Below are 19,392 nucleotides of genomic sequence, written 5' to 3'. Positions count from 1 at the left end.
TTCCACGAAACCAGGAGTACGACGTGGCCCGGCGACCACTCCCCCGCATTCTGAGCAGCGGCAGCGCGCAGATCGCTCGTAGCCGAGAGATCGCGCGCACGGCCGCCGACAGCGCCACCGACGTGCTCCAGCCGCTGATCACGGTCTCCCGTGGTCTGCGGAAGCTGGCCGCGACCGCGCGCGCCAAGTGGGTCGCGACCCCCAAGGAACGGCGCGGTCCCACGCTGCTCCTGGTCGCGGCCTGCGTCCTGGTCGTCGCCCTCGTGCCGTACGGGCCGCTGCTCGCGCTCGTCACGCTCATGGGCGCCGCCGCGTGGAAGGGGCGCGAACGCCCGGTCGTCAAGACCGGGCCCGACGACGCGGAGATCGCCCGGCTCAAGGGCCTGTACGAGGCCCTCGTGCCGTACTTCTCCGTCCCCGACGACCCCTCCCCGCTCTTCGCCCACGGCGGCGACTGGAGCGGCGCCTTCGCGGAGTACGCCTTCGACGAGGACGGGCGGCCGACCCGGCTGAGGATCGCGTACCCCCCGTACTTCACCGACGGCGAGCCGGCCGCACGCGCCCGCGTCGAGCAGCTGCTGCACGCCAAGTCCGGCCGCGGCCGCGAGTACCACTTCGACTGGGACCAGGAGGGCAACCGGCTCGTCATGAGCGTGCTGCCCGCCCTGCCCACCACCATCGCCGCCCAGCGTTTCGTCACGGTGCCGGGCGAGACCGTGCTCGGCTTCACCGACGGGGACGCCGTCCAGCGGACCGTGCCCGTGGTCGCGGCGGACGGCACGGAGGACGCCCCGGCCGTGGTCTGGCGCACCGGCCCCCGCTCCACCGAGCCGCACCTGCTGGCCGTGGGCCAGCCCGGCAGCGGCACCACCTCCCTGCTGCGCTCGATCGCCCTCCAGGCCCTCCCGCACGGGGACGTGCTGATCGTCGAGGGCGGCGGCACCGGCGAGTACGCCTGCCTGACCGGCCGCGACGGGGTCCTCGCCGTCGAGTGCGGCCTCTCCGGCGCCCTGGCCAGCCTGGAATGGGCGGCGCACGAGACGGAGCGTCGGCTCATCGCCGCCAACCGCGCCCGCCAGGCGGGGCACCCCGCGCCGGAGGACACCCGGCGGCCGCTGTGGATCCTCCTCGACCGGCCGGGCGTCCTCGGTCACCTGGCCGCCGCCGACGGGCGCCCCGACCCGCAGGAGCTGCTCCAGGTGCCGCTGCGGCACGGGCGCGCGGCGCAGGTCACGGTGGTGGTGGCCGAGCAGTTCGACAGCACGGACACGCTGAGCGAGACGGTACGGAGCCACACCCGGGCGCGGATCGTGCTCGGCCCGGCCTCCCCCGAGCAGATCGAGTCCGTCCTCGGCGTCGCACCGCACACCACGCCGACGCCCCAGGTGCCGCCGGGCCGTGGCTACGCCCGGCTCGGTACGGGCCCGGTCCTGCGGCTCCAGGTGCCGGCGACGCCCGACCCGTACGACGACGCCACGAGCGAGGCGCACTGTCAGGCGGTCCTCGCGCTCCTTCCGGAACGCCGCGCGGCGGCGGACCCGGTGGCTGTCGCATCGGTGGGATACGAGACCGTGGCGGCGGAGACGGTGGCAGTCGGGACAGTGGCCCCCGAGACGGTGCCGGTCGCGGCGGTGACGGCGGTCGAGACGGTGCCGGTCGCGGCGGTGACGGCGGTCGAGACGGTCCCGGCCTCGGCCCCCGACCCGGCCCCCGCGCCCCGCCACGAGCCCGGCCCGGTCCCCGCCCTGCCGCTCCATCAGCCCGACGCCGCCCCGGTCGCCCCCGTCGCCCCCGTCGCCCCCGTCGCCCGCTACGAGGCCGAACCCGCCGCGCGCCTCGCGCCGGACCCGGGCCCGGCGCCCCGCCACGCTCCGGTCGCGGCCGAGGGCTGAGCACGCCCACGGACATGCCGAGAGGCCGGTACGGACCCGCGTCCGTACCGGCCTCTCGGCGCGCTCCCCACCTCGTACGCTCCCTACGCGTTACGCCACGAACGAGCGGGGCGGTTCCACTCCCCCGCCCGCGCCCGACTCCACCAGCCGCGCCGCGGCGGCCAGCCGGGCGGCGGCCTCGTCGGCGACCGGGCCACCGACCGTGAAGGGCAGCCGGATGAAGCCCTCGAAGGCGCCGTCCACGCCGAACCGCGGGCCCGAGGGGACCCGGACGCCGACGCGTTCGCCCGCCTCGGCGAGCCGGGAGCCGGAGAGCCCGCCGGTGCGGACCCAGAGGGTCAGCCCGCCGCGCGGCACCGAGAACTCCCACTCCGGCAGCTCCCTGCGGACCGCAGCGACGATCGCGTCCCGGTTCACGCGCGCCTGTGCGCGCCGGAGGCTCACGGCCTCCTCCCAGCCGCCGGTCCCCATCAGCCAGTTCACACCGAGCTGTTCCAGCACGGGGGTGCCGAGGTCCGCGTACGCGCGCGCGGCCACGAGGGAGCGGATGACGTCCGGGGCTGCCCGGACCCAGCCGATCCGCATGCCCGCCCAGAAGGCCTTGCTGGCCGAGCCGACCGTCAGGACCGTCGAGCCGGCCGGGTCGAAGGCGCAGACCGGCCGGGGCATCTCCAGGTCGTCGTCGAGGTGCAGCTCGGTCATCGTCTCGTCGACGACGAGGACCGTGCCGGCCGAGCGGGCCGCGTCCACGAGCTGGCGCCGCTGGTCCTCGTCGGCCAGCGCGCCGGTCGGGTTGTGGAAGTCGGCGACGACGTACGCGAGGCGGGGCGCCGCGTCCCGCAGCACCTGCCGCCAGCGGCCCATGTCCCAGCTGCCGAGCCCCTCGGACATGGCGACGGGGACGAGCCGGGCACCGGCCTCCCGCATGAGCTGGAGGATGTTGGCGTACGAGGGCGACTCGACGGCGATGCGCTCGCCGCGCCCCGCGAAGAGGTGGCAGATGGCGTCGATGGCGCCCATGGCCCCGGTCGTCACCATGATCTGCTCGGGCATGGTGGGGATGCCGCGCGCCGTGTAGCGGTCGGCGAGCGTCTGGCGCAGCGCGGGCAGCCCGGCCGGGTAGTCGCCGTGCGTGTGGGCGTAGGGCGGCAGCTCCTCCAGGGCGCCCTGGACGCCCCGGGTGAGCCAGGGCTCGGGTGCGGGCAGGGCCGCGCAGCCGAGGTCGATCAAGGAGCCGAGGGCCTCCGGGGGCAGCGGTTCGAGGCCGCGCGCGGGCAGCGGGTTCCCGGCCGGCACGGCCGTCCAGCTGCCGGCCCCGCGGCGCGACTCCAGGAAGCCCTCGGAGCGCAGCGCCTCGTAGGCGGCGGCCACCGTCGTCCGGCTGACGGTCAGGGCGACGGCGAGCTCCCGCTCGGCGGGCAGGCGGGCGGCGACGGGGACGCGGCCCTCCAGGACGAGGAGGCGGATGCCGTCGGCGAGGGCCCGGTAGGCGGGCGGCTTGCGGGCGCCGGGTCCCGCTGGCCGGGACTGCTGCGCCTGGAGCTGCCGGGCGAGCTGTGCCGGCCCCACCGCCGAAGTCCACTGAGCCATCGAAATCAGTCCACCTTCATCGAATTGGCCATGGTTGGCGCCCAATATCCCGCCACAGAGTGTCATGAGCCAGTCCACTACCACCACCCTAGGGGGAAGTCCCTTGTCCATCGCCTCCGGCCTCCACGGCCGGCACCTCACCCGTCGGCTCGCCCAGCTGTACGTCGGTCTGACGCTGTACGGGGTGAGCTCGGCGCTCCTGGTGCGCAGCGGGCTCGGCCTGGAGCCCTGGGGCGTCCTCCACCAGGGTCTCGCCGAGAAGACCGGGCTGACCATCGGCGTGGTGTCGATCATCGTCGGGGCGGCCGTGCTGCTCCTGTGGATCCCGATCCGGCAGAAGCCGGGCCTGGGCACCGTCTCCAACGTCTTCGCGATCGGCATCGCGATGGACGGCACGCTCGCGCTCGTCCCCGACGTCCACGGACTGGCCGGACAGGTGCCGCTCCTCGCGCTCGGCATCGTCCTGAACGGGGTCGCCACCGGCCTGTACATCGCGGCGCGGTTCGGCCCCGGCCCGCGCGACGGGCTGATGACCGGGCTGCACCGGCTCACCGGCCGGTCGATCCGGCTCGTGCGGACGGCGATCGAGGTGGCCGTCGTCGCGACCGGCTTCGCGCTCGGCGGTTCGGTCGGCGTCGGAACGGTCCTGTACGCCCTGGCGATCGGGCCGCTCGCCCAGTACTTCCTGCGCTGGTTCGCCGTCCCCGAGACGGAGTCCGTCGGGCCGGAAGCCTCATCGGAAGAGGAGTCCGGCCGCCCGGCGGTCGCCCCCGGGACACCGGGACACGCCATACTGCGCCCGTGACTCGCGTACGCCACCCCTATCTCGACCACCCCTCCCCCCTCGCGTTCGCCCACCGCGGCGGCACGGCGAACGGCCTGGAGAACACCGCGGCCGCCTTCCGCCGGGCCGCCGCGGCGGGCTACCGCTACTTCGAGACCGATGTGCACACCACGGCCGACGGGGCTCTCGTCGCCTTCCACGACGCGACCCTCGACCGGGTCACGGACGCCTCGGGCCGGATCCGCGACCTGCCGTGGGCGGCGGTCCGCGAGGCCCGCGTGGCGGGCGAGGAACCGCTGGCGCTCTTCGCCGACCTCCTGGAGGAGTTCCCGGAGGCCCGCTGGAACGTGGACCTCAAGACCGAGTCGGCGCTGCACCCGCTGGTGAACCTCATCCGCAGGAAGCGCGCCTGGGACCGGGTCTGCGTGGGCTCCTTCACCGAGGCGCGGGTGGCGCGGGCCCAGCAGATGGCCGGGCCCAGGCTGGCCACCTCGTACGGGGTGCGCGGGGTGATCGGGCTACGGATGCGCTCGTTCGGCATCCCGGCGGCGGTACGGGCCGGGGCGATCGCCGCACAGGTCCCGGAGCGCCAGGCCGGCATCCCCGTGGTCGACCGCCGTTTCGTACGGGAGGCGCACGCGCGCGGGCTCCAGGTCCACGTCTGGACGGTGAACGATCCGGACCGGATGAACTCTCTCCTCGACCTGGGCGTGGATGGCATCATGACCGATCATCTGGAGACGCTGCGCTCGGTCCTTACCGAGCGGGGGGTGTGGGTCTGAGCGCGCGTCGAGCCGACGCGGGAGCGGATCACGGGGACGAGCGAGGGGGCGCGGCGTTGACCGCAGACACCACGGAACCGGAGGAGTACGCCACCGGTCCCGCCGAACGGCGGCGCGAGCAGCACGGCTGGTACTTCTACGACTTCGCGTGCTCGGTGTACTCGACGAGCGTGCTGACCGTGTTCCTCGGCCCCTACCTGACCTCGGTGGCGCGGGCGGCGTCCGACGCCGAGGGCTTCGTGCACCCGCTCGGCATACCCGTGCGGGCCGGCTCGCTCTTCGCGTACGCCGTGTCCGCCTCGATCGTGGTCGCGGTCCTGGTGATGCCGCTGGTGGGCGCGGTGGCGGACCGTACGGGCCGGAAGAAGCCGCTGCTCGCGGCGGCGGCGTACCTGGGGGCCGCGGCCACGGCGGGGATGTTCTTCCTGGCCGGCGAGCGCTACCTCCTGGGCGCGTTCCTGCTGATCGTGGCGAACGCCTCGCTCGCGGTTTCGATGGTGCTCTACAACGCCTATCTGCCGCAGATCGCGGAGCCGGACGAGCGGGACAAGGTCTCGTCGCGCGGCTGGGCCTTCGGCTACACGTCCGGCGCGCTGGTCCTCGTGGGGAACCTGGTCCTGTACTCGGGCCACGACTCGTTCGGCCTCACCGAGGGCGAGGCGATCCGGATCTGTCTCGCCTCGGCCGGTGTGTGGTGGGGCGCCTTCACCCTCGTACCGCTGCGGCGGCTGCGCGACCGGCACGTCCGCGCGGACGGGGACGAGCGGGCGGGCGCGGTCGGCAGCGGCTGGCAGCAGCTGCGGGCGACCCTCAAGGACATGCGCCGGTACCCGCTGACGCTCTCCTTCCTGCTCGCCTATCTGGTCTACAACGACGGCGTGCAGACGGTGATCTCGCAGGCATCCGTGTACGGCTCGGAGGAGCTGGGCCTGGATCAGACGACCCTGATCACGGCGGTGCTGCTGGTCCAGGTGCTCGCGGTGGCGGGCGCCCTGGGGATGGGGCGACTCGCCCGGTCGTACGGTGCCAAGCGGACGATTCTCGGCTCGCTCGCGGTCTGGACGCTGATCCTGGCGGCGGGCTACTACCTGCCGGCCGACGCACCCGTGTTCTTCTACTGCCTGGCGGCCGCGATCGGCCTGGTCCTGGGCGGCAGCCAGGCCCTGTCGCGCTCGCTGTTCTCGCATCTGGTGCCGCGCGGCAAGGAGGCGGAGTACTTCTCGGCGTACGAGATGAGCGATCGTGGACTGAGCTGGCTGGGTCCACTTGTGTTCGGTCTCGCGTATCAGCTGACCGGAAGCTATCGGGATGCCATCATCTCTCTCGTGATCTTCTTCGCTGTCGGGTTCGCCCTGCTCGCCAGGGTCCCGGTGCGGCGAGCGGTGGAGGAGGCGGGCAACCCGCTGCCGGAGCGAATTTAGACAGCGAATTTAGACGCGGAAGTGAAAGCCCGATAGTGTACGCCTTTGGCCTGCCAGGCGGACCGTTACTGCGTGCTGCTTTGGTGAAGACAGTGAGTTACATCTGATGTCAGATGTGACAAAACGGGCACTGGTGGGTACAACAAGGGGCGGCACGACGGGCGACGCATGACCCGGCACGGGAATCTTTACCGCCGACCGGACGTTGACCGGATAACGACGACAGCGACACCTGTCCTGTGGGCGACAAGCCCGGGAGGCACGATTCATGAGTGAGCGAGCTCTTCGCGGCACGCGCCTCGTGGTGACGAGCTACGAGACCGACCGCGGCATCGATCTGGCCCCGCGCCAGGCCGTGGAGTACGCATGCGAGAAGGGCCATCGTTTTGAGATGCCCTTCTCGGTGGAAGCGGAAATTCCGCCGGAGTGGGAGTGCAAGGTCTGCGGAATCCAGGCACTCCTGGTGGACGGGGACGGACCTGAGGAGAAGAAGGGCAAGCCTGCGCGTACGCACTGGGACATGCTCATGGAGCGCCGCACCCGCGAGGAGCTGGAGGAGGTCCTTGCCGAAAGGCTGGCCGTCCTGCGCTCCGGCGCCATGAACATCGCCGTGCATCCGCGCGACAGCCGCAAGTCCGCGTAGCGGACAGAGCGGACGAACAACGCCGAGGGGCCCGGTACACGCAGTGTGTACCGGGCCCCTCGGCGTTTCCGCATGCCCGTGAACCGGACGAGTCCGGCGCGGCGGAACTCCGCGCACCCCGGAGGGATACGCGGAGCGAGTACGGCGTCGGTCAGGGCATCAGGGGCGAGCGGGGCTCATCGGGCCGACGGGGGCCCTGGTTCGCGTCCTCGCGGACGACCTCGCCCTGGACGACCTTTCCGTCCGGGCGACGCATGCGCGCCTGCTGGAAGGCGTCCTGGAGGCTGCCGGGAGGCGCGGCGGTCATACGGCGCTCGACGGCCTTCTCCGCGTACCGCCCGAGGAACGAGCGGACCTGCGGGATCAGCAGCAGGAGTCCGGCCGCGTCCGAGACGAGGCCGGGGATCATCAGGAGCAGGCCGCCGAGCATCAGGAAGCCGTTGCGGCCCTCCGCACCGGTCTTCCCGGCCACCGAGGGCACCTCGCCCGTCTGGGCGGCCGCCTGTGCCTGCTGGAAGGTCGTGGTGAGGTTCCGGAAGGCGCGCCGGCCCGCCCGCTTCATGACGGTGGCGCCGAGTACGGCGCCACCGACGAGCAGGGCGAGCACGGTCAGCGCGCCCGTCGCGTTCGCCACCACCGTGAGCAGCCAGATCTCCAGGACCAGCCAGACGGCGATGCCGAGCGGAAGGAACGTGCGCGCGCGAGAGCGCTTGGGGGCGAGAGGAGGCGTTGCGCCGGTCGTCATGGTCACCAGTGTGCCTGGCACTCCGCCGGAACGTCGTAAAGGAGGAATCAGTACGCGCGACGGGGAAAACCCCGCCTCGGAGGTGTCAGGAGGACTTGCGGCCGAGCTTCCGGCCGACCTTCTCCGCCCGCGCCGTCAGGCCCCAGCCGGTGACCCGCCACAGCGCTTCGACGACGATGTTCCGGCTCATCTTGGAGTCGCCGATCTCGCGCTCCACGAAGGTGATCGGGACCTCGACGACATGGAAGCCGGCGGCGACCGCGCGACGGGCCAGGTCGACCTGGAAGCAGTAGCCCGCGGAGGCAACGTCCTCCAGGCCCAGGCCCTCCAGGGTCTCCTTGCGGAAGGCCCGGTAGCCGCCGGTGACGTCCCGGATCGGCACGTCGAGCATCACGCGGGAGTAGAGGCTGCCGCCCCGGGAGATGAACTCACGGGACTTCGGCCAGTTCACGATCCGACCGCCGGGCACCCAGCGGGAGCCGAGGACCAGGTCCGCGCCCTTGAGCGCGGTGAGCAGCCGCGGCAGCTCCTCGGGCTGGTGCGAGCCGTCCGCGTCCATCTCGACGAGGACGCCGTATCCGTGCTCGATGCCCCAGCGGAAGCCGGCGAGGTAGGCGGCGCCGAGCCCCTCCTTGCCCTTCCGGTGCAGGACGTGGACGTGATCGTCCTCGGAGGCGATCTCGTCCGCGAACTTGCCCGTGCCGTCGGGGCTGTTGTCGTCGGCGACGAGAACGTGCGCCTCGGGTACGGCCTCCCGCACCCGCGCGACGATCGGCTTGATGTTCTCCGCCTCGTTGTAGGTCGGAATGATCACCAAGGCCTTGCCGAGCGGGCCGTAACGCCTCTGGCCACCGTCGTTCACTACTGCCCCTTCGGATACAAACGCAGGACCCCACCATAGCGAGGTCCCCGGAGTGCTCCGGCGCGGTGGTCGTGCGGTGACGGGACATATGGGGGCGGTTGCCGTGCGGTGCGGGGCCCGTCGTCCTTCGGTCCGACCTGGGATCCGCTGGCTGCGGGTCGACCGAGAGCCGTTGTCTACTGAACGTCCGGGCCCCACCCGGGTCGCACCTTCCGCCGGAGAAACCTTCCCTCGCGGCCGAGGCGCGGGCGGCGGTCGGCGACTGCGGGGCGGTTTCAAACGGTCGGACGTCCTGTGGTGGACGCGGAGAACCTACCCGCCCCCGACCGTCGACTGTCAATACCCGCTTGACCTGCGGAGACTCCCTGAAAGGCCAGGCCGGAGGGGAAGATCCGCAGGTCGGGGACAAGCGTGCGGAGCGGTGCTCCAGGGTCGGAAATATCCCTACATCACTCGTTCGGCCGTACGAACACCGTCTGTCCGTACACCACCGTACGCAGGCAGACGGGGAGCTCCGCGCCGGGCGACAGATCGGGCAGACCCGGCGTACCGGAGCGGGGGTCGGTGGACCAGCGGGCCACCCGGTCGTCGGGTGCCTGGACGAGAAGTTCGCCCGTGCGCCAGACCGCGTAGTCGGCGGGGGCGCCGGGGACGAGCGTCCCTGCGTCGTCCCGGCCCACGGCCCGCCAGCCGCCCCGGGTGTGGGCGGTGAAGGCGGCCCGGACGGAGATCCGGTGCTCGGGGGTGCGGTGGAAGGCGGCGGCCCGGACGGTGCCCCACGGGTCGAGCGGGGTGACCGGGCTGTCGGATCCGAAGGCCAGCGGCACACCGGCGCGGAGCAGTGCCGCGTACGGGTTGAGGGTCCTGGCCCGCTCGACGCCGAGCCGGTCGGCGTACATGCCGTCCTCGCCGCCCCAGAGCGCGTCGAAGGCGGGCTGGACCGAGGCGGTGAGGCCCAGCTCGGCGAAGGCGGCGACGGTCTCGGGGGTGAGCATCTCGGCGTGCTCGACGCGGTGCCGGGCGGCCCGGATCCGGGCGAGGCCGAGCTTCTCGGCGGCGGCGCGGACGCCCTCGACGACGGGGGTGACGGCGGCGTCCCCGATGGCGTGGAAGCCGGCCTGGAGCCCGGCCTCGGTGCAGGCCACGACATGGGCGGCGACGGCGGGCGCGTCCAGATGGGCGGCCCCCGTGTGGGTGCCGTCCGGGTGGTCCGCGTACGGCTCGTGGAGGCAGGCGGTGTGCGAGCCGAGGGAGCCGTCGGCGAACAGGTCGCCGGCCGCCCCGAGGGCGCCCAGCGCCCGCACCCGCTCGATGTCGAGGTCCGCCCAGTAGCCGACGACCCGGGGCCCGGCCTCGGCGCGGGCCAGGTCAAGGAGGCCGGTGAAGTCCTCCTCCGACGAGATCTGGGGGCCGCCGCACTCGTGCAGGGTGCCGATGCCGAGGGAGGCGGCGTGGCTCCGGGCGGCCCGCTGCGCTTCCGTGCGCTGCGCCGGCGAGACGGCGGCGAAGGCGGCGGCGCGTACGGCGTGATGCGCGTCACCGGTGAGCGGCCGCTGCCCGTCGTGGAAGCCGTCCAGGTCGCGGACGCCGGGGACGAGGTCGAGGAGGGCGGTCGTGACGACGGCCGAGTGCACGTCGATCCGGGTCAGGTAGAGCGGGCGGCCGCCGGTGAGCCCGTCGAGCTCGGCGCGGGTGAGCGGGCGGCGCTCGGGCCAGCGCGAGGCGTCCCAGCCGTGGCCGATGAGGATGCGGTCCGCGGGGCGGGCCGCGGCGTGGGCCCGGATCAGCTCCGCCGCCTCGGCGAGCGAGGCGGCGGAGGCCAGGTCGAGGCCGGTGAGGGCGAAGCCGGTGGCCGTGGTGTGCACGTGCGCGTCGACGAACGCCGGGGTGACGAGCGCGCCCTCCAGGTCGACCACCTCGTCCACGCCGGAGGCGAAGGCGTCGGCCGCGCCCTCCGAGCCCACCCACGCGACGTGCCCGCGCTCCACCACCATGGCGGTGGCGAAGGGATCGGCGGGGCTGTGGACTTCCCCGCCGCGCAGCAGCACGGTGCGGTGCTCGGCGGCGGAGGCGGCGGACGCCGTAGACATGGGCTCACTCATGTGACCAAGGCTATGACCTGCCGGGACCCGGTTTGTCCGGCAGGTCCCCGAAGGCCGTCGGACGCGCGGTCAGATGCGCGGCGGCCGGGCCTCGTACGGGGTGGACAGGACGACGGTCGTCCGGCTGGAGACCCCGGCCTGCGAGCGGATGCGGCTGAGCAGGTGTTCCAGCTCCAGCGGCGTGGCGACCCTGACCTTGAGGATGTAGTTCTCGTCGCCGGCGACGCTGTGGCAGGCCTCGATCTCCGGGATGTCGGCGAGCCGGTCGGGGGTGTCGTCGGGGGCGCTCGGGTCGAAGGGTTTGACCGAGATGAAGGCGGTGAGCGGCAGCCCCACGGCCTCCGGGTCGACGACGGCGGCATAGCCGCGGATGACTCCGCGCTGCTCGAGACGGCGGACGCGCTGATGCACTGCCGAGGTGGACAGGCCGGTGGCCTTGCCCAGGTCGGTGTAGCTCATGCGCCCGTCCTTGACGAGCAACTCGACGATCTGACGATCCAGCTCCTCCATGCGGTGACCCTAGTGCGCCGCGAGCGCCCCAGGACAACCGGGGGCGGCCCGTATAGGGCGCTATGGGCGGTCACGGGGCACCTGCGACAGGCATGTGACGAACGCCACAGGTTTGCACCCGGGCCGGGATCCCGGCTCACGGTTATGCGGAGTTCCGTATGGGAAGTGCTTGCTGTGGTCGAGGCCGTCACAGACCCGGCCGACGCACCCGAGGGGGAGATTCTCCATGCAGGATCCTGTTGAATCCGTCGACACGTTCGACGAGCTCGACGCGTACGACACCTTTGAGATGTTCCGGGTCATCTGCCCGGAGTGCGTGCAGCCGATCGCGCTGCTCGCCGACGAGGACGTGCTGCCCGAGCACGCCCTCTGCCCCACGCCGTGGAACCCCTTCGTCCTGACGGTCTGCCCGGGGACGGGACTCGCGGCGTCCGCGGCCCGCCCGGCGGACGACAGCCTGGAGGTCCAGGAGCAGGACACCGCGCTGCTCCTGACGCTCCCCCAGGGACTCGACTGGCGGACGCAGCCCTTCTCGCACGTCGGCGGTCCGGGCTCGCGTCCGCTGCGGGTGCCCCAGATGCGGCGCGCCGCCTAGGCCCTGTCCGGCGGTGCCCGGTCAGGGCACCGGTCTCACCAGTAGCTTCCCCGTACCATCGCCGCGAGCGTGGCGTGGTGCAGGATGAGGGCGTCCGGGTCGCCGGGCACCTCGACCTCTCCGAAGTACGCCTGCCGGTACGCGATCCTGAGCATCACGATCGCGTGCCGCAGCGCCGCGTAGAGGGTGTGGAACTCCATGTCGCGCGGGGTGTGCCCGGTCAGTTCCGCGTACCGCCGCTCGATCGCGTCGCGGCGCAGGAAGTCGGGCAGGCCGGGCTGGCCGAAGGAGACCGTCAGGTCCTGGAAGAAGCGGTGGAGGTAGACCGTCCAGCCGAGGTCGACCTCGCGCGGGACGCAGGACGCCATCTCCCAGTCGAGGACGGCGGCGGGCGTGAACCCGTCGTAGACGATGTTCCCGATCCGGGCGTCACCCCAGCCGAGCACGGCCGGCCCCTCGTCGGCCGGCCAGTGCGCCTCCAGCCAGTCGAAGGCGGACTCGATGAGCGGTGAGGGGGCCAGTCCCTCCACCACCCAGGCGTAGTAGGCGCGTTGGGCGTCGACGTGGCGGCGCAGGGGCGTACCCGCGCCGTCCGGCAGCAGGAACTCGGCGTCCTTCGCGGGGAACTGGTCGTGCAGCCGGGCCAGGACGGAGACGGACTCCTCCTCCAGGAGGGCCCGATCGGCGTCGGTGGCGGCGTGCAGCCAGTTCCCCTCGTACGTATAGGGCATGACGTCCGGTGGCACCCGGCCCTCGGCGCGGGCCATCACGAAGAAGGGGGCGCCGAGCGGCCCCGGGTCCTCCTCCAGCCAGAGCACGCGCGGTACGGGCACGTCGGTGTGCTCGCCGACCAGGCGCATCACGCGGTGCTGCCGCGCCATGTCGTAGACGGGGAACACGGTGTACGCGGCGGGGTCGGCGGCCAGCCGCAGGGCGCAGCCGCGCACGGGGGCGTCGGGGTGGTCCAGGTCGAAGAGCAGGGTCTCGCTGGACATGCCGTTGGAGCCGGGCACGGCGAGGCCGGTGACACGGGCTCCGGGCAGGTGCCGGTCCAGCCAGGCGGTGAGCCGCCGGCCGAGCTCCTCGGGGTCGCGCGTACTGGTACGGGGACGGGGTGCGGTGGCCATGCGAGCCTCCTCTTTCTTGGGGCTCGGTTCACCTCCGGGGCGCTCAGGCCGGGCTCACGGTTCCGTCCGTGCTCGGCCCTCGGCCGCCGCGCGCTCGGAACCGTTCCCCCGTCGCGCCCCGGTCGGCTCACTCGCCGGCCCCGGGGGTGGACGTACTCCAGGACTAGGCGGCGAAGCCGCTGGGGTCGTGGCGGCCGAAGGAGCCGTGTTCGAAGATGCCGTAGCCGGTGTGGCCGTCGAGGGTGAAGCGGGCGGCGTGGTCGGTGACGCCGTAGGCGGCCATGGGGTGCGCGGACGGGTCGGACAGGTCGTAGACGCGCCGGTCGGTCCAGCCGCGGCCCTGCCAGGTGCCGTGCTGCCAGTCGGTGGCGGGCGGGTATCCGGCGCCGACGGCCAGGGGCGAGGAGGCGAGGATCTCGACGCCGATCTCCAGCGGCTTCCCGGCCGGGTCGGCGAGGTGGACGACGGCCCGCTCGGGGTGGCGGGTGCCCGGGCGGTACGTGATGTCGGTGCGGGGCCAGCCGAGTTGGGTGTCACGGTGCCCGTTCCGGACGAGCAGGGCTTCGCTGAGGGTGCGGTAGCCGTCGGCGTCCTCCTGGGCGATGACCATGAGGAAGCGGTCCTCGAAGCGCATCGGGATCCAGAGCCAGTGGAAGCCCTCGGGGCGGAACTCGGCGGCGCGGCCGGGTTCTTCGCCGGGTATCGGGCGGACACCCCAGCTGCGGTCGCGGGTGCCGGTCCACTCCCCCGCGGTGACCGTGAACTCCTCGCCGCCCGCCCTGATCGTGCCCGCGCAGTGCCCGGCCTGGACGAAGCGACGGCCTTCGAGGGTGAGGCGGCCGCCGTGGCGCTGGGTGTGGTGGGGCTCCCAGACGGTGGGGAAGTCACCGGTCCAGGTGAGGTCGAAGGAAAGCCCGTCAGGGTCGTCGGGGGCGGCCTCGCAACGCAGGGAGAGCCGCTTGAGGGGTTCGTCGACCGTGATGGCGAGCGGTCCGACGGAGAGGTTCGTGCGGTCGTCGCCGAGGGCGTCGGAGGCGCGGACGGCGTGCAGTCGGTCGCCTGTGCGCAGGGTCGCGTAGGCGTCGATGACACCGGTGTTCGGGTAGACGCCGAGGCCGGCGATGAGCAGGGCCCGCCCCTGGTGGTCGAAGACGTGGAAGATGCAGCGGTCGTAGGCGTTGCGGTCGCTGCTGACGTGGTGCTTCATCGAGAGCGGGGCCTGGTGCACGGGGTATTCGTCGAGCGCGACGGGCCGGTCGTCGACGTGCCGCTTCACCGACATGGCTGACCTCCTGATCGGCGGGTGGTTCCGCGTCGGCGGGTGCTTCCGCGATGGAAGCTGACGGTACGTCAGGTAAATACCGGGGGGCCAGAGTCGCGCACCGGGTACCGGGCGAACTGCCGCTCGAATCCGTGCGGGGGTGACCCCGGCAGTCGGTGCGCGTTGGTTCGGGCATGACCACGCTGTACACGACTCCCAGCAGTTACGGTCGGCACCGGCAAGCCGAACCGCACGGTGAAGAATCGGTTCCTCGGAAGGCGCCGGTGCCGCCGCAGGCGCCCCCTCCGGTGCCCCTCCCCACCCCCGTTCCGGTCCAGATCGCCCCGGACCCGCCCATCTACCAGGACGTCCTCAACCTCTGGGCCAGCCAGGGCCGCACCCTCCCTGGCCACCGCGACCAGGAGTGGAACCGGCTCGCCGCGGGCCCCGTCTGGGCGGACCGCACCGTACGCGTCAGCGGGACTCTGGTCCGACAAGGTGACGCGCGATGACCACCCGCTGGATCTGATTGGTCCCCTCGACGATCTGCAGCATCTTCGCCTCGCGGAGATACCGCTCCACCGGGAAGTCCGCGGTGTAGCCGTACCCACCGAGCACCTGCACCGCGTCCGTCGTGACCCGCATGGCGGCGTCCGTGCAGAAGAGCTTCGCCATCGCCGCCGACCGCCCGAACTCCCGGCCCTCGTCCCGGAGCCGTGCCGCCTCCAGGTAGAGCGCCCGGCCCGCCTCCACCAGGGTCGCCATGTCGGCGAGCAGGAAGCGGAGCCCCTGGAAGTCGGCGATCGGCCGCCCGAACTGCCGGCGCTCGCGCGCGTACGCGACGGCCTCGTCCAGCGCCGCCCGGCCGAGCCCGACCGCGCAGGCCGCGATGCCGAGCCGGCCCGAGTCCAGGGCGGCGAGGGCGATAGGGAAGCCCTGCCCCTCGGCGCCGAGGCGCCGTGCGTCGGGGACCCGTACGCCGTCGAAGTGCAGCTGGGCGGTGGGCGAGCCCTTCATGCCCATCTTCCGCTCGGGCGGGGCCGCACTCAGCCCCCGGGCGTCCCCCGGCACCAGGAAGGCCGTGATGCCGCGCGCCCCCGGACCGCCGGTGCGGGCCATGACCGTGCAGAAGTCCGCGATCCCGCCGTGGGTGATCCAGGCCTTGGTGCCGTCGACGACCCAGTGGTCGCCGTCCCGGACCGCCCGGGTCCGCATCGCCGCCGCGTCCGAGCCGGCGGAGGGTTCGGAGAGGCAGTACGCGCCGAGGAGGCCGCCGCCCAGCATCGAGGGCAGGTGCTCGGCCCGCTGCTCCTCGGTGCCGAAGCCGGCGAGGGCGTGGCAGGAGAGCGTGTGGACGCTGACGCCGAGGCCCACGGTGAGCCGGGCCGCGGCGAGCTCCTCCAGGACCTGGAGGTAGACCTCGTACGGCTGCCCTCCCCCGCCGTACGCCGGGTCGTAGGGGAGCCCGAGCAGTCCCGACCGGGAGAGCAGCGCGAACAGCTCACGGGGGAACACCCCGGCCGCCTCCTCCTCCGCGGCGCGCGGGGCGATCTCCCGCCGGGCGATGTCGCCGACCAGGGCGAGCAGCTCCCGGGCCTCGTCGGTGGGCAGCCGGCGTTCCACGCCGTCCGCGGGGCTTTCGGACATGGCCGGGTGCTCCTCCCTGCGGGGCGGCGCGAGCGGGCGCGCACGGGGTCGCGGGGAGTATGCCCGTTCCGTCCGGTGGGATCACACGGCCGTCGTCACATGAGGCCCGCCCGGGTGACGAACACGGCGAGCACGACGACCAGGGTCCAGCCGAGCACGTGCTCCAGGATCTTGGGGCCGTCGCCGTCCCGGGGACCGCCCGTGCGGGCGCGGGAGAGGAGGCGGGTGTAGGTGGTTGCGGTCATGGCCACCACAGTGCGGCATGGGGGCGGCCCCGGGGTAGAGACGTCGGTCACGTCCCCGGGGCGGTCCGGCCTCTCGCCCTCCCGGCCCGGACCTCAGAGGAGGTGTGCCGCCCTGAGCCCTGCCTGCGCTTGAGCCAGGCGGCCGGCCAGGTGGGCATTCGGATTGATCGGCTCATCGATCTGCGTGCCACCCCGGTCCCCCGTATTGGGCCAGCGGAAGAGGTTGGCGGGCCAGTCGGCTATATTGCAGATCTTTTTCGTTTTCCGGCACGTCTTCAATCGCACCGAGAGTGGCGGAGATCTGATTCAACGCAGCGACGATCTGCTCTCGCGATCTAAAGCTCAACCCCTCCCTGATCCTGCGAACGATGGCAGCCGGCACCGTGCTGGTGCTGTTCTCGCGCCCCGGGGTGGCCTCCCTGACGGATCATGTGGACGACAGCCGCGTTCCCGGCGGTGCGCTGCAACGCCAGGAGTGCCTGGGGAGACACGCTCGCGGCAGCCACACCCGGTGGCGCCGGAATGCGGGCTGCTGTGCGGCTGGGCTCTTTCCTGTCGGCAGGTTGCAGGGTTTCGCGGGCGCGCATGGGAGCCTTTCCGGAGGTTGAACTCGGTTTCCTCCCTGGATACTTGGCGCATCAACCCTCCGTCCAGGTACGGAAGGACAGCGCTGTATGCCTGAAAAGCCCATGGACCGCCGTGGGTCCCCACACGCTCACTCCAGTCCGAGCGACCCCAGCGCACGGCGCTGGCCCGGTGTCGGCCTGGCGGGCCAGTAGAGGTAACAGACACCGCCCGTACCGCCTCTGACCTTGCCGCTCGCGTCGTAGCGCTTCGTACGCAGCCAGATGTTCTCCCACTCGCGCCGCCGGTAGATCCGGCGGACGGCCTCGTTGCTGGGCGAGGCGGGGTCGTTGGCGATGACGTCGCCGTCCGCGGTGAAGCCGATGACGGTCATGAGGTGGCCGGAGGTGCCGTACCCGGCGCCGGTCAGCTCCTCCTTGCGGAAGGACTGGGACGTTATGGCCGGGATGCCCGCCCGGACCAGGGTTTCGAGCTCCGTGAGCGAGCGGAGCCGGGTCACCACCGCGTTCATGTCGGGGTACGTGGCCGCGTAGGCGGCGTTGAAGGGCCAGTTGCCGCAGCCCTCGTACTGGTGGTCGTAGGTGAAGCGGGCCGCGTGGCAGACCTGGGGGTCCGCGAAGTCCGGGTTCACCCAGGCCAGCTCCTCGGCCGAGGGGCGGCGCCCCCAGTACTCGACGATCATCTGCGAGGAGGTCGGACTGCACCAGGCCTCGCCGCCGTTGTCGTACTCGGGGTACTGCCCGATGTGGGTGTTCTGGGAGTAGCGCGGCACGGTCAGCTCGTGGGCGGGGCCGGGCTCCGAGGCCGGGACGGTGAAGCGGTCCGGGACGTCCGAGGCCATCGCGCCGAGCCGCCAGACCGTCGGGGTGAGGCCGCTCCCCGGGGTGCGGTAGAGGGTCAGCCGGAGCCGGTACGAGCGCAGCCTGAGCCCGCTCGCCGCGTCGTCGATCGCGAAGGTGTCGGTCCAGACGGAGCTCTTGCCGTCGGTCTGGTCGTCGACCGAGGTGCGCCGGATGTCGGCGTCGCCGGAGGCCCAGCGCCCCAGCACGTACCAGGGGGTGGCGGTGGCGTCGGAGTACGTGCCGGAGAGCTCGACCTGGAGCCAGGTGCCGGGCGGCGTGTGGGCGTTCCAGGAGGCGATGACCTCGGTGGCGGGCACGGTCGGGGTGTGCACGGGCGAGGTCCAGCTCGCGTACTCCCAGGCCGAGGTCCGCCCCGTGTGCGGGTCGGCGTACTCGGTGCGGCCCGCGGGGGTGGCCAGGACCAGGCCGGGGCGGTGGCCGGCGACCGCCTTCGTGCCGGCCGCGCCGCCGCACCTCCAGTCGGTGTACGAGGTCCAGAAGCGGTTGTCGACGAGCTCGCGCGCCGGTGCGTGTCCCCGGGCGGCGGCGCAGTCGGCCGACGCGTCCGGGGCGCGACCGGGGATCGCGGCGGAGGCGGTGCGGTCGGGGGCCGCGGCGGCGGCCGGGGCGGCGGCCGCGGCAGTTCCCGCGGCGGCCGCGAGAGCCGCGGCGAGGACGGTTCTGCGCGGGGTGGAGCTGGTCATGGGCGGTGACCCCCAGTCGAGAACGGCGGGCGTACGGACAGGGCTGCGCGGGCCCACTATCCCGGCTCGCGCGGGGCCTCCGCCAGCACTTCGCCCCGCGTCGCCGCACCAATATTGGTCCCGACCACTGGCGATGGCACCTCCCTGACCTGCGGCGGTCCCCCACTCCCCTACCCTGGGCCCATGAACGACCTCGACCGCGCGGCACACGCCCTGCTCCGGCTCCCGCCCTCCTGCGGACCGGTCCGGCTGGTGGCGGTCGACGGCCACGCGGGCTCCGGGAAGTCCACCCTCGCGGCCCGCCTCTCCACCGCCCTCGGCGGCGCCCCCGTGCTCCACCTCGACGACCTCGCCACCCACGAGGAGCTCTTCGCGTGGACCGAGCGGCTGCGGCGGCAGGTCCTGGAGCCGCTCTCCCGGGGCGAGACCGCGCTCTACCGGCCGTACGACTGGCACCGCCGGCGCTTCGGCGAGGCCCGCGCGCTGCCGCCGGCCCCGGTCGTCCTCGTCGAGGGTGTCGGTGCGGGCCGGGCGATGGTGCGGCCGTTCCTCGCGTGGCTGCTGTGGATGGAGCGAGGGCCCGAGGAGTCCTGGGCCAGGGGGCGGCACCGGGACGGCCCGGAGCAGGCCGATTTCTGGGACGGATGGACACTGGCGGAGACTCGCCACTTCGCCGAGGATCCCTCCCGGCCCTTCGCTGAGACGCTGGTACGGGAGGGTCGGGAGAGGTACGACTGGCTTCCCGGGCCCTCTGTGACAGCGGGCCCGGACCAGATCATCACGTACCGTGACGGCTCTCTGTCCGTGAATTGAGGGGCCGAAAGTCCGCTTCCGCAAGTGCCTGAACACCGCTTGACCCAAGGGGCGTACAGGTCTTACGTTCTCAATGTGCGGCTTTTCGGAGCCGCCGCAGACACGAAGCCCCCGGTTGTTCCCCCGTGATCGGGGGCTTCGTTCTGCCCCTGATCACCCCCTCGGGGGCCCCGGCGCGACCTCTGATGCTCACCCAGGGTCACTGCTTCCGGATCATGCGCTTCTCCTTAATCGCGCACCCT

18 protein-coding genes are annotated in these 19,392 nt (G+C 72.8%); 8 read left to right on the top strand and 10 right to left on the bottom strand.

The features are described from left to right. Positions 1–23: 23 nt before the first annotated feature. Entirely contained in the window at positions 24–1,892 is a 1,869-nt protein-coding gene (locus tag ACFWWU_RS31240) for a hypothetical protein (RefSeq protein ID WP_384150453.1), read from the top strand. A 90-nt stretch (positions 1,893–1,982) separates the two neighbouring features. On the opposite strand, the gene ACFWWU_RS31235 is transcribed toward ACFWWU_RS31240, so the two are convergent. Next, positions 1,983–3,482, bottom strand: coding sequence for a PLP-dependent aminotransferase family protein (locus ACFWWU_RS31235; RefSeq protein WP_384150450.1), 1,500 nt, complete (start codon positions 3,480–3,482; stop codon positions 1,983–1,985). Between the two features lie 64 nt (positions 3,483–3,546). On the opposite strand from ACFWWU_RS31235, the gene ACFWWU_RS31230 reads away from it, so the two are divergent. From ACFWWU_RS31230 to ACFWWU_RS31215, 4 genes are all read left to right on the top strand, one after another. Then, positions 3,547–4,287: a YitT family protein gene (locus tag ACFWWU_RS31230; protein ID WP_384150447.1), complete on the top strand. Its 741-nt coding sequence runs from the start codon at positions 3,547–3,549 to the stop codon at positions 4,285–4,287. Then, entirely contained in the window at positions 4,284–5,048 is a 765-nt protein-coding gene (locus ACFWWU_RS31225; RefSeq protein WP_384150444.1) for a glycerophosphodiester phosphodiesterase family protein, read from the top strand. The genes ACFWWU_RS31230 and ACFWWU_RS31225 overlap by 4 nt, the downstream gene beginning before the upstream one ends. Positions 5,049–5,104: 56 nt before the next feature. After that, positions 5,105–6,469, top strand: a complete 1,365-nt coding sequence (locus ACFWWU_RS31220) for an MFS transporter (protein WP_384150442.1) — start codon at positions 5,105–5,107, stop codon at positions 6,467–6,469. A gap of 268 nt (positions 6,470–6,737) precedes the next feature. Beyond that, positions 6,738–7,112: an RNA polymerase-binding protein RbpA gene (locus ACFWWU_RS31215; protein WP_015032218.1), complete on the top strand. Its 375-nt coding sequence runs from the start codon at positions 6,738–6,740 to the stop codon at positions 7,110–7,112. A 151-nt stretch (positions 7,113–7,263) separates the two neighbouring features. Here ACFWWU_RS31215 and fxsA read toward each other — a convergent pair whose 3' ends face one another. The 4 genes from fxsA to ACFWWU_RS31195 all read right to left on the bottom strand — a co-directional run bounded on the left by fxsA (position 7,264) and on the right by ACFWWU_RS31195 (position 11,331). Then, the gene (gene fxsA / locus ACFWWU_RS31210) at positions 7,264–7,857 is read right to left on the bottom strand and encodes an FxsA family membrane protein (RefSeq protein ID WP_384150439.1); all 594 of its coding nucleotides are present in this window, start codon (positions 7,855–7,857) and stop codon (positions 7,264–7,266) included. 85 nt (positions 7,858–7,942) lie between these two features. Beyond that, a complete protein-coding gene (locus ACFWWU_RS31205; RefSeq protein ID WP_384150436.1) occupies positions 7,943–8,719 on the bottom strand; it encodes a polyprenol monophosphomannose synthase in 777 nt (258 codons plus the stop codon). Positions 8,720–9,168: 449 nt separating this feature from the next. Then, entirely contained in the window at positions 9,169–10,821 is a 1,653-nt protein-coding gene (locus ACFWWU_RS31200; RefSeq protein ID WP_384150433.1) for an amidohydrolase, read from the bottom strand. 69 nt (positions 10,822–10,890) lie between these two features. Then, positions 10,891–11,331: an Lrp/AsnC family transcriptional regulator gene (locus ACFWWU_RS31195; RefSeq protein WP_017242178.1), complete on the bottom strand. Its 441-nt coding sequence runs from the start codon at positions 11,329–11,331 to the stop codon at positions 10,891–10,893. 226 nt (positions 11,332–11,557) lie between these two features. On the opposite strand from ACFWWU_RS31195, the gene ACFWWU_RS31190 reads away from it, so the two are divergent. After that, on the top strand, positions 11,558–11,926 hold the full coding sequence (locus ACFWWU_RS31190; RefSeq protein WP_384150430.1) for a hypothetical protein: 369 nt from the start codon (positions 11,558–11,560) through the stop codon (positions 11,924–11,926). 35 nt (positions 11,927–11,961) lie between these two features. On the opposite strand, the gene ACFWWU_RS31185 is transcribed toward ACFWWU_RS31190, so the two are convergent. Together ACFWWU_RS31185 and ACFWWU_RS31180 are read right to left on the bottom strand one after the other, a co-directional pair. Next, complete coding sequence (locus ACFWWU_RS31185; RefSeq protein WP_384150427.1) at positions 11,962–13,053, bottom strand: phosphotransferase family protein; 1,092 nt, start codon at positions 13,051–13,053, stop codon at positions 11,962–11,964. A 163-nt stretch (positions 13,054–13,216) separates the two neighbouring features. Further along, positions 13,217–14,335 carry a hypothetical protein gene (locus tag ACFWWU_RS31180; protein ID WP_384150425.1) on the bottom strand — a complete coding sequence of 373 codons (1,119 nt, stop codon included), beginning with the start codon at positions 14,333–14,335 and terminating at the stop codon, positions 13,217–13,219. Positions 14,336–14,622: 287 nt separating this feature from the next. Between ACFWWU_RS31180 and ACFWWU_RS31175 the strand changes: the two genes are divergently transcribed. Further along, positions 14,623–14,826: a hypothetical protein gene (locus tag ACFWWU_RS31175; protein ID WP_384150422.1), complete on the top strand. Its 204-nt coding sequence runs from the start codon at positions 14,623–14,625 to the stop codon at positions 14,824–14,826. On the opposite strand, the gene ACFWWU_RS31170 is transcribed toward ACFWWU_RS31175, so the two are convergent. The 3 genes from ACFWWU_RS31170 to ACFWWU_RS31160 all read right to left on the bottom strand — a co-directional run bounded on the left by ACFWWU_RS31170 (position 14,789) and on the right by ACFWWU_RS31160 (position 18,337). Further along, positions 14,789–15,961 (bottom strand): acyl-CoA dehydrogenase family protein, encoded by a 1,173-nt coding sequence (locus tag ACFWWU_RS31170; protein ID WP_384150419.1) that lies wholly within the window; start codon positions 15,959–15,961, stop codon positions 14,789–14,791. The two genes, ACFWWU_RS31175 and ACFWWU_RS31170, sit on opposite strands and share 38 nt — an antisense overlap. A 95-nt stretch (positions 15,962–16,056) precedes the next feature. Then, a complete protein-coding gene (locus tag ACFWWU_RS31165) occupies positions 16,057–16,206 on the bottom strand; it encodes an SCO1431 family membrane protein (protein WP_317593739.1) in 150 nt (49 codons plus the stop codon). Positions 16,207–16,921: 715 nt separating this feature from the next. Next, a complete protein-coding gene (locus ACFWWU_RS31160; protein ID WP_384150415.1) occupies positions 16,922–18,337 on the bottom strand; it encodes a peptidase C39 family protein in 1,416 nt (471 codons plus the stop codon). Between the two features lie 183 nt (positions 18,338–18,520). On the opposite strand from ACFWWU_RS31160, the gene ACFWWU_RS31155 reads away from it, so the two are divergent. Further along, the gene (locus ACFWWU_RS31155; protein ID WP_384150412.1) at positions 18,521–19,150 is read left to right on the top strand and encodes a uridine kinase; all 630 of its coding nucleotides are present in this window, start codon (positions 18,521–18,523) and stop codon (positions 19,148–19,150) included. Positions 19,151–19,392 lie beyond the last annotated feature (242 nt).

Source organism: Streptomyces sp. NPDC058650 (assembly GCF_042717315.1).
In the GTDB taxonomy this organism is placed as follows: Bacteria; Actinomycetota; Actinomycetes; order Streptomycetales; family Streptomycetaceae; genus Streptomyces.
Note: the sequence above shows the minus strand (reverse complement) of the source record. Positions and strands in the feature narration are given on the sequence as shown.

Bases quoted from the DNA above. Each gene is read 5' to 3' on its own strand.
- ACFWWU_RS31235 (WP_384150450.1), bottom strand. From the start codon at position 3,482: ATGGCTCAGTGGACTTCGGCGGTGGGGCCGGCACAGCTCGCCCGGCAG.
- ACFWWU_RS31230 (WP_384150447.1), top strand. From the start codon at position 3,547: ATGAGCCAGTCCACTACCACCACCCTAGGGGGAAGTCCCTTGTCCATC.
- ACFWWU_RS31215 (WP_015032218.1), top strand. From the start codon at position 6,738: ATGAGTGAGCGAGCTCTTCGCGGCACGCGCCTCGTGGTGACGAGCTAC.
- fxsA (WP_384150439.1), bottom strand. From the start codon at position 7,857: ATGACGACCGGCGCAACGCCTCCTCTCGCCCCCAAGCGCTCTCGCGCG.
- ACFWWU_RS31200 (WP_384150433.1), bottom strand. From the start codon at position 10,821: ATGAGTGAGCCCATGTCTACGGCGTCCGCCGCCTCCGCCGCCGAGCAC.
- ACFWWU_RS31195 (WP_017242178.1), bottom strand. From the start codon at position 11,331: ATGGAGGAGCTGGATCGTCAGATCGTCGAGTTGCTCGTCAAGGACGGG.
- ACFWWU_RS31190 (WP_384150430.1), top strand. From the start codon at position 11,558: ATGCAGGATCCTGTTGAATCCGTCGACACGTTCGACGAGCTCGACGCG.
- ACFWWU_RS31185 (WP_384150427.1), bottom strand. From the start codon at position 13,053: ATGGCCACCGCACCCCGTCCCCGTACCAGTACGCGCGACCCCGAGGAG.
- ACFWWU_RS31180 (WP_384150425.1), bottom strand. From the start codon at position 14,335: ATGTCGGTGAAGCGGCACGTCGACGACCGGCCCGTCGCGCTCGACGAA.
- ACFWWU_RS31170 (WP_384150419.1), bottom strand. From the start codon at position 15,961: ATGTCCGAAAGCCCCGCGGACGGCGTGGAACGCCGGCTGCCCACCGAC.
- ACFWWU_RS31165 (WP_317593739.1), bottom strand. From the start codon at position 16,206: ATGACCGCAACCACCTACACCCGCCTCCTCTCCCGCGCCCGCACGGGC.
- ACFWWU_RS31160 (WP_384150415.1), bottom strand. From the start codon at position 18,337: ATGACCAGCTCCACCCCGCGCAGAACCGTCCTCGCCGCGGCTCTCGCG.
- ACFWWU_RS31155 (WP_384150412.1), top strand. From the start codon at position 18,521: ATGAACGACCTCGACCGCGCGGCACACGCCCTGCTCCGGCTCCCGCCC.